This window comes from Pseudomonas sp. E102 (assembly GCF_052660185.1).
This window is the reverse complement of record NZ_CP084025.1, coordinates 1,345,565-1,357,802: the sequence shown is the minus strand read 5'-3', so window position 1 is coordinate 1,357,802 and position 12,238 is coordinate 1,345,565. Positions and strand designations below refer to the sequence as shown.

Here is a 12,238-nt window from a genome sequence, read left to right as displayed (position 1 = left end):
GGTCCAACCCGCTTGCAAGTCATCCCCCTGAAAGCCCGGCCTCAACCGCCGGGCTTTTTCATGGCCAGAAGTTTTAGCGCCCCGAAGCCCGAGCCATGCAGCGCTGATAACGTTCGTCCACGCGCTTGGCAAACCATGCGGTGGTCAGTTTGCGTGTGATTTTCGGACTCTTGAGCACAATGCCCGGCAACAGTGCCCGAGGCAGCGGCTTGCCCTCGGCCTTCTCAGCCAGTTCGAACACACGCTTGTAGAGTTTGCTGTCTTCGAAGGCGAGGCTGTCGCCCAGCTCCAACTGATCGCGGATGGTCGGGTTGCGCATCCCCAGGGACTTGCCCAAGGTGCGCACCGCCAATTCCGTGCTGCCCGGCATGATCGAGCCATGCAAGATCAAATCGCCGTCCAGGGCCAAAGAAATACCCGAAGCGCGACTCACCGCATGTTGAAACGCCGCGTTGCGACTGGCATACCACCCGGCATTGAAATCGGCGAACCGGTACAGCGGCTCTGTGTAGCTCACCTGATAGCCCAACAAATGGGCGATGCCGAAATACATGCCGCCACGACGACTGAACACTTCCCGCCGAATGGAGCCATCCACCGTGTACGGATAATCCCGGGCATTGGCCTGGGCAAATGCGATGCTGACCTGCATCGGGCCACCCGTGTGCACGGGATTGAAGCCGTCGAACAACGTCTTGCCCAACGGCACCATGCTGATGAAGTCATCGAAAATCGCGCTGAGTTCTTTCTCGCTTCGCGCCGCGTCCAGACGGTCGCTGTAGCTTTTACCGTTCGGCGAACGCACCTGGAGCGCGCCGCTGACCAGGAACCCCGGAATGTGCACCTTGGCCGCGCGACGGTCGATCTCCTGCCGGGCGATCTTGCCCAGCCCGGGCACGGCCGGATCGGCCTGGAACGTGGATTCCTGTTCGGTCACCGCCAGCACCGAACAGATGTTCTGCGTCGTGGGCGGGATCTGCTGCGCCGAAAAGGCTACGTAGATATCCGTTGCCCAGCCTGCCCGATCAGCGGTCTTGGCCGGCAACAAACGAACGATCTGCGCCTTGACTTCGGCAGGCTGGCGTTCAGGCTCCTGGGCCTGGCGAGTGCCGCAACCGGCCAGGGCCAGCGAAGCGGCGAGGCTGATCGTCAATCGAGTGAAATGCATGGTGCTCCATCAGATCCATTGTTCGGGAACAACCATACGACCAAAAGCCGGTAGAAATCCAATAGAGAGCAAGCTTGCTCCTACAAGGCAACGCCGTTCACTCAAGGCCACCTGCAAACCCCTGGCGAGGGAGCTTGCTCCCGCTGGGCCGTGAAGCGGCCCCAAAACCCGCCCAATGCGCAGCAACAGAAACACCGAGTCCGACGGTTTACGACTGCTTCGCAGCCGAGCGGGAGCAAAGTCCCTCGACACAGGTCCATCATCTTTCTAGTACGGTGCTGGGTTAGATTCCGCTCAAGGCCAGGTCCAGGGCGAAGTAGGTGAAGATCAGGTCTGCCCCGGCCCGCTTGATCGCGCCCAGGCTTTCACGTACCACGCGGGCCTCGTCGATGGCACCGGCCTGGGCGGCAAACTTGATCATCGCGTATTCACCGCTGACCTGGTAAGCCGACAAGGGCAAGTTCGACGCCTGGCGAATGTCGCGGATGATATCGAGGTAGGCCCCTGCCGGCTTGACCATCAACGCATCGGCGCCCTCCTGCTCGTCCAGCAACGACTCGCGCAAGGCTTCGCGACGGTTCATCGGGTTCATCTGATAGCTCTTGCGGTCGCCCTTCAAGGCACTGCCGCCAGCCTCGCGAAACGGCCCGTAGAGCGCCGAGGCGAACTTGGTGGAGTAGGCCATGATGGCGGTCTGGCTGAAGCCCGCGTTGTCCAAAGCCTTGCGAATAGCCTGGACTTGCCCGTCCATGGCCGCCGACGGCGCAATGACATCGGCACCGGCGCGCGCCGCCGCCACGGCTTGCTTGCCCAGGTTGACCAAGGTGCGGTCGTTATCCACTTCATCGCCATGCAGCACGCCGCAATGGCCATGATCGGTGTATTCACAGAAACAAGTGTCGGACATCACCACCATTTCCGGCACGGCGTCCTTGCAGATCCCGGCCATGCGCGATACCAGGCCACGCTCGCTCCACGTGTCGCTGCCATCGTTGTCCAGGTGATGAGACACGCCAAAGGTCATCACCGACTTGATACCCGCGCGGGCATAGCGCTCGATTTCGCCGGCCAGTTTCGATTCGGGGATACGCCTCACACCCGGCATGCTCTTGATCGGCACAAAATCGTCGATCTCTTCCTCGACGAAGATTGGCAGCACCAGATCGTTCAATGTGAACTCGGTTTCCTGGAACAGGCTGCGCAAGCTCGCGTTGCGGCGCAGACGGCGTGGACGTGCTTCGGGGAACTGGCTGGACATGGGACTCCGGGGTCAGGTTTGAATCACGAGGCAAAGCTTATGCCCTGGCCAGCCAGGGCACAAACGGCGCTCGGAAAACAGAGTGTTACCGACCGGGCAATAATCCCTCAGTCAACGAGCCCTGGTGCCAATCATTCCGGGATCTTCAACCCGCGAGTCACCGCCGGCCGCGCCAGGAAACGCTCCAACACCCGAGTCACGTTGGGGAAGTTCTGGATGCCCACCAGGTCACCCGCCTCGTAGAATCCCAGCAGATTGCGCACCCACGGAAACGTCGCGATGTCGGCAATGGTGTAGCGCTCGCCCATGATCCAGTCCCGCCCCTGCAAACGGCCATCGAGCACCTTGAGCAGGCGCCTGCTCTCCTCGACATAACGGTCGCGCGGTCGCTTGTCCTCGTAGTCCTTGCCGGCGAACTTGTTGAAGAATCCCAGTTGCCCGAACATCGGCCCGATCCCGCCCATCTGGAACATCAGCCACTGGATCGTCTCGTAGCGCGCCGCCGATTCCTGTGCGAGCAATTGGCCGCTCTTGTCCGCCAGGTAGATCAGGATCGCCCCCGATTCGAACAACGCCAGCGGTTGGTCCCCGGGCCCGTGGGGATCGAGAATGGCTGGAATCTTGTTGTTGGGGTTCAGCGACAGAAACTCGGGCGACAATTGGTCATTACTGCCGAAATCGACTTTATGGGGCTCGTACGGCAGGCTAATCTCTTCGAGCATGATCGAGACTTTTACGCCGTTGGGGGTCGGCAGGGAGTAGAGCTGGATCCACTCCGGGTACTGGGCGGGCCATTTTTGGGTGATGGGAAAAGGGGTCAGGTTGGGCATGAAATGGGTTCCAGAGTCAGCCAGAAAGCTGAAGCATAAATCAGCTGATCCAGCTTTGGGCCGTCGCCCATTCTTAAATCCGCAACATCCTGTCGCTAACATTCGCTTCATCTCCTGACGGCATGCCGCTAAAAACAGCGCATCGGCCAGGATCGAACCAAAGGGCGAGAAGGGACTCAGAGAGAGGCCCCGAGAAATCGAAGCGGCTTTACGACAAGGAAAACACCCGGGCCCAGGGCCTCGCGGTGCCGGGGTTTGTCAGCCTGAATCGAGAGCATCGAAGACGTCTATCCCATGATGAACCCACAGAGATTCACCCGTTACCTCAAACGCCGTTCGTGGCTGGTGCTGCCGACGCTGCTTGTGGCCTGTGGACTGGTGCTGTCGCTGGAATCCAGCGTCAGCCGCGCGCAGCCAGCCGACGGTGTCCAGACCCTGGTGTTCTTGCGCCACGCCGAGAAACCCGCCGGAGGCCTCGGCCAGCTCAACTGCCAAGGCCTCAACCGCGCCATCGACCTGGCTACCCTGCTGCCGGAAAAATTCGGCAAAGCTGACTATGTATTCGCCGCCAACCCTACCCGAAACGTCGAAGAGGGTGAGTTGGACAATTCCTATAGTTACATCCGCCCATTGATGACCATCAGCCCCAGTGCCATCAAGCTGGGCTTGCCGGTCAATATCGAATACTCAGCCAACGACACCAGCGACCTGGCAAACGAACTGCTGGACGACAAATACCACAACTCCACCATCTACACCGCCTGGTCCCATGGTTACCTGCCGGAGCTGATCAATAAGGTCGCTGGTGAAGCGGTGGGCAAACGGCAAGAGATTACCGACGATTGGGCGTCGAGCGATTTCGATTCGCTGTATGTACTGACCCTGACCTGGCACAACGGCAAGGCCAGCCTCACCAGCCAGAATTACAAGCAAGGGCTGGATAACGGGCAGGAGACGTGCCCGACGTAAACGGCAGGCCACTTCTATTGACTGGACATCCGATGTGGGAGCGAGCCTGCTCGCGAAAGCGGTTTCTCAGTCACTGATGTGGTGCATTAAACGGCCTCTTCGCGAGCAGGCTCGCTCCCACAGGGGCACGGTGTGTTGAATGCCAGATGGCGCCCTACCCGCCCCGAGCCGCGCGCTCACGCAGGTATTGCAATACCGCCGCCTGCTCCCCGGCGAACTCGATGCGCCCGCCCTTCTTTTCTCGCTGGAATACGTACATCGGGTCGTAATATTCGCGCAGCAATCCTTCGATCCAGCCGCGATGCAAATCGACGGCTCCCGTACTGGCCTGCTCGGCCAGGGCCGCCTCCATGATGTCCATCAACCGGCGATGACGGTCGCCCCCCAGCCGCCTATGGATGTTGTCGAGGCTCGCCAATAGCCGTTCGGAAAACAGCGAGAAGCCTTCGTCGCCATGCACGTCGATGAATTCGGCGCAGAGGTTGATCACATAATCACTCAGGATGCGCTCGACCCGTCGCTCCAGGCTGTCTTCTAGCCAGACCATCGGCACCTGCTGCATACGCTGGTACAACGGCAGCGGCACGGCGCAGCTGCCCACCATGCGACTTTCGTCTTCCACCACGAATTGCTCGAGCCCGGCGGCGCGCTTCTTCAGCACATCCACCGCCAGCAGGTTTTCGAAATCGATGTTGGACGGCTGCCCGGTGGCGCGCTTGCCAAAGCTGGAACCGCGATGATTCGCGTAGCCTTCCAGGTCCAGTGCGTTGGGCAGTTGCGTCAGCACTTCGGTCTTGCCCGTGCCGGTCATGCCGCCCAACAAGACCAGGTCGCACTGGGCAGCCGCTTGATCGACGGTTTCGAGCAGAAAGGTACGCATGGCCTTGTAGCCACCGCCGACACGGGGGTAGTCGATGCCGGCTTCTTCCTTGAGCCACTGCTGGACAATCTGCGAGCGCAAGCCACCACGAAAGCAATAAAGCACTCCTTCGGGATGGAAACGGGCGAAGTCGGACCAGGCCTGGATGCGCTGGGCCTTGGTGTCACCGCTAACCAATTGATGCCCGAGGACGATGGCAGCTTGCTGGCCCTGTTGTTTATAGCAAGTGCCAACGCGTTGCCGTTCGATGTCGGTCATCAGGGGCAGGTTGACCACGCCGGGAAACGCGCCCTTGAGAAATTCGACGGGCGCTCGGGTGTCCATCATCGGACGGTCGTTGAGGAAGATATCGCGGTAATCGGTGATGTCGCGGGGCATCAGAACACCTCGACCGCATGGCTCTGTCGCTCGACCAATTCACCGATCGGCTCCAGCGAAAGGCCCAGCTCGACGGCAACCTGCAGGAATTCGCTTTCGCCTTCGGGCGTGACGGCAACCAGCAAGCCGCCGCTGGTCTGCGGGTCGCACAGCACGCGCTTGTGCAACTCCTGGACCCGACCGACCCTGCTGGCGTAGCTGTCATAGTTGCGCAGTGTGCCGCCCGGCACGCAGCCCAGGTCCAGGTAGTACTCGACGCCCGGCAAGCGCGGCACGGCGTCGTAGCGGATGCGTGCGGTGAGCTGGCTGCCATCGGCCATCTCCACCAAGTGTCCGAGCAAGCCGAAACCGGTGACATCGGTCATTGCGGCCACGCCGTCGAGCTTGCCGAAACGGCTGCCGGGCTTGTTGAGGGTGCACATCCAATCCCGGGCCAGGCCCACGTCGGCGGCGCGCAGCTTGCCTTTCTTTTCCGCGGTCGTGAGGATGCCGATCCCCAGGGGTTTGGTCAGGTACAAGCGGCAACCCGCGACGGCGGTGTCGTTGCGCTTCATGTGGCGCTTGTGCAGGAGCCCCGTCACCGCGAGGCCAAACATTGGCTCCGGCGCATCGATCGAATGGCCGCCCGCCAAGGGAATGCCCGCCTCGTCGCACACCGAGCGGCCACCACGAATGACCTCCCGGGCAATCTCCGGGGCCAGTACGTTGACGGGCCAGCCGAGGATTGCAATCGCCATCAGCGGATCGCCGCCCATGGCGTAGATATCACTGATGGCATTGGTCGCGGCGATGCGTCCGAAATCGAAAGGATCGTCGACGATCGGCATGAAGAAATCGGTGGTCGAGACCACCCCGCGCTCCTCGTCGATGGCATACACCGCTGCATCGTCCCGGGAGGCATTGCCGACCCAAAGCTTGGGGTCAAGGTTCTGCGCACCGCTGCCGGCCAGGATCACTTCCAGCACCTGGGGCGAAATCTTGCAGCCGCAACCGGCACCGTGGCTGTACTGGGTCAGGCGAATCGGCTCGCTCATGGGCATACCTCTCGTAAGTCAAGGTCGGCAATTCTACCAGCAACGTCCGCCGCCCACCGCCCGTCGCGATCAATCGCCGCGTATCCGACGGAATTTTTCCGGCGTCGCGGGACTCACTTGAACAATAGCCGAGCCTTCCAAGGAGATAGCCGATGGACCCAACCCCACCCGCGACGACTCATCTTGATTACGGTCTCGACACGCTGTTCGGCCGCGAGACCAAAAGCGTCGACTGCCAGTTCGACGTCAAGCGTCTGGACGACGGCGAGCCGCCGTGGTTTGCCTTGCATGTACGTCCGCCGCTGCCCGAAGATCTGGCAAAGGCCCAGATCGTGGTGTTCAGCGCCGAAGGCCGACGCATCAGCGGTATCGTCCGGCGTTCCGAGCGCCTGGCCGACGACAGCTTGCAGCTGGACGTCGAACCGGACTGAAGCGCTCAGGCGCGCGGTGTACTGCTGCGGTACATGAACACCAGCGCCAAAGCCAGGCAGGCCATGGCCAGCAAGCGGCTGCTGGACAGTTCGATCGCCGGATTGCCCAGCCAGCCGAAGTTATCGATCAGCATGCCCATGCCCAGTTGCCCGACAATGACCGCCACGGTGGCAACGGCCGTGCCAACTCGTGGCACCGCGCCGACCATCACTATCATGTACACCACGCCAAACAACGCACCGCTGAGCTGCCACTTGGGCACCTCCAACAGGCTCATGGCGTGGGCCGGCTCGAAAAACACGATCAACAGCCCCGTGACCACCGTGCCCACCACAAAGGTCAGCAGGCTGCTGCGCAGCACGCCAACCGTCTCGCCCAGGCGTCCGTTGATCGCGGCCTGAACGCTCAGTACCGCGCCGGCGGCAACGACCACCAGCAATAACACAATGATGCTCATATCAACCTCGGGCTATCAGGACAAGGGCCACCACAATCAACGCCAACGCCAGCCAACGCTCGCGATTGACCCGCTTGCGACTCGCGCCGAACCAACCGAAATGGTCGATCAGCACGCTTTTGCCCACTTGGCCGGAGAGGATCGCGATCATGGTCATCGCAATACCGATGTGAGGGGTGGCGAGGGTCAGGACCACCACATAGATGGGTCCCAGAAAGCCGCCGATCAATTGCCAGCGCGGCAGCGTGTCCAGTGATGGGCCTCGCTGGGGGCCGCTGAGCAACAGCAGCAGGAACAACAGCGCGGCGCCCACGCCAAAGATGCTCAATGTCGCCCATAGATGGCCGACCTGGATGCCCAACGGTCCCAGCAGACCGGCCTCCACCGACAATCCCATGCCCGCCAGGATGACCAGGGGCAACAATAGCCAGCGCAAAAATGGCCGGGGTGGCGCCGCCGCCGCTATCGGCGCGGCCGCGTCTTGTGATGTCGGTTGCATCGAATGTACCTGTCTTGGAAAGAAACGACGGGCATTATCAACTGGCGCTCCTATGCGATAAATGTGAGCATTCCAACAACACTTTTGCGCAGTACGCACAGCGGATTTCCCATGCAAGGTCTCGATGAACTGGGTTTCAAGGCACTCCGACTGTTTGTCGCGGTGCTCGATCACGGCAGCTTTTCGGAAGTGGCGCGGCGTGAGGGGTTGGCGCCCTCTTCGATTTCCCGCCAGATCCAATTGATGGAGCAAGCGCTGAACCAGCAACTGCTCTATCGCCACACGCGCGCCGTTTCGCCCACCGAAGCCGGCCGCCTGCTCGGTCACCACGCACGGCTGTTGCTGGTGCAACTGGAGGAAGCCGAACAAGCCTTGCAGGAGCAGTACAGCGAGCCGGCCGGGCTGATACGGATCAACGCTCCCGTGGTGTTCGGCCAGCGACACCTGACGCCGTGGCTGGGCCAGTTGTGCGAGCGCTACCCCAAGCTGCAGCTGGACATCCAGCAGACCGACAATTATGTGGACCCGCTGCAGCAAGGTGCCGACCTGCTCTTTCGCATCGGGCCGCTGCACGATTCCAGCATGCAGGCGCGGATCGTCGCGCCGCACCGCTTCCAGATTGCCGCAAGCCCCGACTACCTCGCCCGTCATGGCACGCCACGCAAGCCCCAGGACCTGGCTGCCCATGAGTGCCTGGCCTATAAAGGCGTGGCGGGCCAGCAGCGCTGGTTCTTCCGACGTCCCGGTCAAACCTGGACGCCATACAGTGTCAGGGGCCCGATCACCGGCAACCACGCCGACACCCTGACCCAGGCCGCCGTGCAAGGGCTGGGCCTGGTGATGTTCCCGTCGTGGCTCATCGGCGAAGCCGTGCGCAGCGGAACGCTGGTGCCGGTGCTGAGCGACTACGAAGCGTCCAACAGCCTCGAACCCCAGCAAATCGCTATCCTCTGGCCCGGCAGCCGACGCCTGTCGGTGAAGGTGCGTACGGTGATCGACTTTTTCCTTGAATGTTTCGGCGAGGTGCCCTACTGGGATCGTCCTTGACGGTCGGGCGCTGGAGTCAAGGCCAGGCCCATGGGATGATCCAGCTTTAGATCGAGCCTGCGTGGAGCGTTTTAATGTCATTGCTGAGTAAACGAGCCGCCGCCGTGCTGCTGACGGCGGTCGCCAGCCTGGCCGCATGGCCTGCCATGGCGGCCCAGCCCAAGACCGTGGCCCAGGCGCCGGTCCAGAAGATTTCGATGCTGGGCGGCAAGTTCAGCTTCACCCTGCCCAAGGGCTACACGGCAATGCCGTTATCCGCGGGCGAAGTGGCCCAGGGGACAGCCGGGGCGACCGGTATGATGTACAGCAATGCCACGAGCAAGACAGTGGTGATCACGGCTGAAAACACCTTGGTCGGCGGGGCGAATGTAAAGGACAACGACGCGGCCTTCCTGGACAGCACCTTTGCCGATTTTGCCGTCCAGAAAACCAAGGCTCTGCCGGATGCCAAAATTCTTGGCGAACAAAGCCTGGTCCAGAAAACCACCGGTCTGGGCCTGCGTCAGCTCGACACCAAGGCCACGCAGGGTGGCGGGCCGACGTTGGACACCACGCTGATCGGCGCCTCCGGCACCCGTATGGCCGTGGTGCAGATCATTTCCAGGGCCAGCGACCAGGCCGGCCATGAGGCCCTGGTCAAGCAGATCGCCAGCGGGAAGTGAGAACACTGGCGCAGCATGCCTGACCCGTGGGAGCGAGCCTGCTCGCGATGACGGCGGTACATTCAGCATCCCCATCAACTGAAACACCGCCATCGCGAGCAGGCTCGCTCCCACACTGGATTTGTGGAGGACTCAAAACCCAAGCGCAGCCCCCCCCCTGTGGGAGCGAGCTTGCTCGCGATGACGGCGGTACATTCAGCATCCCATCAACTGAGACACCGCCATCGCGAGCAGGCTCGCTCCCACACTGGATTTGTGGAGGACTCAAAACCCAAGCGCAGCCCCCCCCCTGTGGGAGCGAGCTTGCTCGCGATGACGGCGGTACATTCAGCATCCCATCAACTGAGACACCGCCATCGCGAGCAGGCTCGCTCCCACACTGGATTTGTGGATGACTCAAAACCCAAGCGCAGCACACCCCCTGTGGGAGCGAGCTTGCTCGCGATGACGGCGGTACATTCAGCATCCCCATCAACTGAAACACCGCCATCGCGAGCAAGCTCGCTCCCACATTGGATTTGTGGATGACTCAAAACCCAAGCGCAGCACACCCCCCTGTGGGAGCGAGCCTGCTCGCGATGACGGCGGTACATTCAGCATCCCCATCAACTGAAACACCGCCATCGCGAGCAGGCTCGCTCCCACACTGGATTTGTGGATGACTCAAAACCCAAGCGCAGCACAATCTCCTTTTGAGGGCTGATGTGCCTATCAGGGATTGAGTCGCTCAAGCCAGGCCCGCAGATCCTTCACTTCCTGCGCATTGATCTCATGGCCAAGGCCCGGATAGGCATGGAATTCCGGCTCCAGGGCCAGGGTCTTTAGGAAGGTGTCGGCGTCGGTGCCGTCATGGAAGGGAATGATCGGATCCGCGGTGCCGTGGCCGATGAACACGGCTAGCGCCCTTCGTGCCTCGTCGGGCGTCAGTTCGGCCCGCAGCACCGGCAGGATTCGCCCACCCATCGCAGCGATGCCCCCGACGGCTTCCGGGTGTCGCAAGGCGATTTCGTAGCTCATCATCGCGCCCTGGCTGAAGCCCACCAGGTAGACGTTGCCCGCATCGGTCGGGTACTTGGCCCGCGCCTTTTCGATGAATTCCATAAGCATCTGGCCACTGGCCTTCAAGTCTGAAGTGTCACCGTCATACGCGCCCTCGCCCTTTTTGGCGAACCATTGGTAGTGGCCCGGTTCCATGGACTTGGGCGCGCGCACCGAGAGGTAGTTGTAGTGCCTGGGCAGTTCATCGGCGAGCCTGAGCAGATCCTTTTCGTTGCTGCCCGAACCGTGCAGGAAAATCACGAGCGGCCGGTTTCGGGCCTGCTCGTCGGCGCGGGCCAGGTAATTGAGGGGCAAATCCGTTTGCAGCGACGGTTGGGCCTGCACGCCGGCCGATACCAGCAGCAGAAACAGGGCGAACGCTTTGAGCATCAGTCTTCCTCCATCATTGGATAGCCGCACGACAACGACCGTGCGGTGAGGTAGACAGCACTTATCAGTCGTTGATCAATTTCCCCGCCCGAATAGGCTCGCGCCCGGCGACTTTCGCCTGCCAGATACCTGGCTGGGTGTAGCGCCCACGATCCAGGGCGAACAGTACGCCGCTGGTGCCCGCTGGCACAACGCTGACCCGGTCATTCAACGGATCGACCACCTCGAACAGCGGATCGCCGCGCTCCACCCACTCCCCGGCCTCCCGCAAGAAACTCACCACGCCATGGTGCGGCGCGAACAGGTATTGCGTGCCTTCGAACGGCAAGCCCTCGCAGCATTCTTGCGGCGCGGCCGGCCAGTCACCGGCGATGAGGCCCTGTTCCGCGAGAAATCCCAGGATGGCTTCGCAATTGGCCTGGGCCTGCTCCACCCGGGTGTCGCCCATGCTGCCCAGTTCGAGCGTCGTCGCCAGGTTGGCCGGCGGAATCGCCGCTTGCGGAAAAATCCTAGCCAGGCGCAACCAGGGTGTCGAACAGGACTCATCGAACGAACTGCCGCCCGAATCTTCACACAGCAACGCCACCCCGGCCTTCAACCGCGCGGCCAATGAGCGCCACTGCGGCCATTGCTGGGGCAAGGCATACAAGTGGATCGCGGCCTCGAAATCACAGTGCAGATCCAGAGTGACATCGGCGTCGCAGGCGTGGCGAAGCAATAGCCGGTGCAGGGCTTCAAGCTGGGAAGGTGGCGGCGGCAGATCTTCCAGCACCTCGACCATTGTCTGGCGAATCAGGGTGATGTTGGCGGCCGGGTCATCCCCGAGACGGTCACCGATGCGTTGCGCCACCGGGGCGCTGAGTTCGACGAAGGAACGGTTGAAATTCTTGCCGCTGCCCAGCTCGAAACGCCCCATATGGGCGCTTTGCAGATGCTGATCCAGGCCGATGGGATTGGCCACCGGCACGAGCTCGATCACGCCTTTGAGCAGACCACGGGCTTCAAGATCGTTCAGTCGCTGTTTCAGCTCCCATGCCGTGCGCATGCCCGGCAACTCGTCGGCATGCAGGCTCGCCTGGATGTACGCCTTGCGCGGCCCGTGGCCGTAACGAAACACGCTGAGCGAACGCTCCGTGCCCAGGTGACTCCATGGCAGGATATGGTCGATGCGTTGCATAGGCACTCCAGATATCAGT

The 12,238-nt window shown here is 61.8% G+C and carries 13 protein-coding genes; 4 read left to right on the top strand and 9 right to left on the bottom strand.

Going from position 1 to position 12,238, the window contains the following annotated elements:
• Window positions 1-73 precede the first annotated feature (73 nt).
• The 3 genes from DOCECA_RS06325 to DOCECA_RS06315 form a co-directional block, all read right to left on the bottom strand.
• Window positions 74-1,168: a DUF1615 domain-containing protein gene (locus DOCECA_RS06325; RefSeq protein WP_445571612.1), complete on the bottom strand. Its 1,095-nt coding sequence runs from the start codon at window positions 1,166-1,168 to the stop codon at window positions 74-76.
• A 283-nt stretch (window positions 1,169-1,451) separates the two neighbouring features.
• Complete coding sequence (gene hemB / locus DOCECA_RS06320; protein WP_434563413.1) at window positions 1,452-2,426, bottom strand: porphobilinogen synthase; 975 nt, start codon at window positions 2,424-2,426, stop codon at window positions 1,452-1,454.
• 131 nt (window positions 2,427-2,557) lie between these two features.
• Window positions 2,558-3,256 carry a glutathione binding-like protein gene (locus tag DOCECA_RS06315; protein WP_445571611.1) on the bottom strand — a complete coding sequence of 233 codons (699 nt, stop codon included), beginning with the start codon at window positions 3,254-3,256 and terminating at the stop codon, window positions 2,558-2,560.
• A 294-nt stretch (window positions 3,257-3,550) separates the two neighbouring features.
• On the opposite strand from DOCECA_RS06315, the gene DOCECA_RS06310 reads away from it, so the two are divergent.
• Complete coding sequence (locus DOCECA_RS06310; protein WP_434563409.1) at window positions 3,551-4,225, top strand: histidine phosphatase family protein; 675 nt, start codon at window positions 3,551-3,553, stop codon at window positions 4,223-4,225.
• 154 nt (window positions 4,226-4,379) lie between these two features.
• Here the strand turns inward: DOCECA_RS06310 and mnmH are convergent, their stop codons facing one another.
• Window positions 4,380-5,483: a tRNA 2-selenouridine(34) synthase MnmH gene (mnmH, locus tag DOCECA_RS06305; RefSeq protein ID WP_445571610.1), complete on the bottom strand. Its 1,104-nt coding sequence runs from the start codon at window positions 5,481-5,483 to the stop codon at window positions 4,380-4,382.
• The gene (gene selD / locus DOCECA_RS06300; RefSeq protein ID WP_420764575.1) at window positions 5,483-6,517 is read right to left on the bottom strand and encodes a selenide, water dikinase SelD; all 1,035 of its coding nucleotides are present in this window, start codon (window positions 6,515-6,517) and stop codon (window positions 5,483-5,485) included. The genes mnmH and selD overlap by 1 nt, the downstream gene beginning before the upstream one ends.
• A gap of 152 nt (window positions 6,518-6,669) precedes the next feature.
• Here selD and DOCECA_RS06295 point away from each other — a divergent pair, with 152 nt between their 5' ends.
• The gene (locus DOCECA_RS06295) at window positions 6,670-6,948 is read left to right on the top strand and encodes a hypothetical protein (RefSeq protein WP_420764576.1); all 279 of its coding nucleotides are present in this window, start codon (window positions 6,670-6,672) and stop codon (window positions 6,946-6,948) included.
• A 5-nt stretch (window positions 6,949-6,953) separates the two neighbouring features.
• Here the strand turns inward: DOCECA_RS06295 and DOCECA_RS06290 are convergent, their stop codons facing one another.
• The gene (locus DOCECA_RS06290; protein ID WP_420764577.1) at window positions 6,954-7,406 is read right to left on the bottom strand and encodes a DMT family transporter; all 453 of its coding nucleotides are present in this window, start codon (window positions 7,404-7,406) and stop codon (window positions 6,954-6,956) included.
• A 1-nt stretch (window position 7,407) separates the two neighbouring features.
• Window positions 7,408-7,905: a DMT family transporter gene (locus DOCECA_RS06285; protein WP_420764578.1), complete on the bottom strand. Its 498-nt coding sequence runs from the start codon at window positions 7,903-7,905 to the stop codon at window positions 7,408-7,410.
• A 111-nt stretch (window positions 7,906-8,016) separates the two neighbouring features.
• Here DOCECA_RS06285 and DOCECA_RS06280 point away from each other — a divergent pair, with 111 nt between their 5' ends.
• On the top strand, window positions 8,017-8,952 hold the full coding sequence (locus tag DOCECA_RS06280; RefSeq protein ID WP_420764579.1) for a LysR family transcriptional regulator: 936 nt from the start codon (window positions 8,017-8,019) through the stop codon (window positions 8,950-8,952).
• 74 nt (window positions 8,953-9,026) lie between these two features.
• Window positions 9,027-9,614: a hypothetical protein gene (locus DOCECA_RS06275; protein WP_445571609.1), complete on the top strand. Its 588-nt coding sequence runs from the start codon at window positions 9,027-9,029 to the stop codon at window positions 9,612-9,614.
• A 711-nt stretch (window positions 9,615-10,325) separates the two neighbouring features.
• Here DOCECA_RS06275 and DOCECA_RS06270 read toward each other — a convergent pair.
• Together DOCECA_RS06270 and DOCECA_RS06265 are read right to left on the bottom strand one after the other, a co-directional pair.
• Window positions 10,326-11,042 carry an alpha/beta hydrolase gene (locus DOCECA_RS06270; RefSeq protein WP_420764581.1) on the bottom strand — a complete coding sequence of 239 codons (717 nt, stop codon included), beginning with the start codon at window positions 11,040-11,042 and terminating at the stop codon, window positions 10,326-10,328.
• A 64-nt stretch (window positions 11,043-11,106) separates the two neighbouring features.
• Window positions 11,107-12,219, bottom strand: coding sequence for a succinylglutamate desuccinylase/aspartoacylase family protein (locus DOCECA_RS06265; RefSeq protein WP_420764582.1), 1,113 nt, complete (start codon window positions 12,217-12,219; stop codon window positions 11,107-11,109).
• Window positions 12,220-12,238 lie beyond the last annotated feature (19 nt).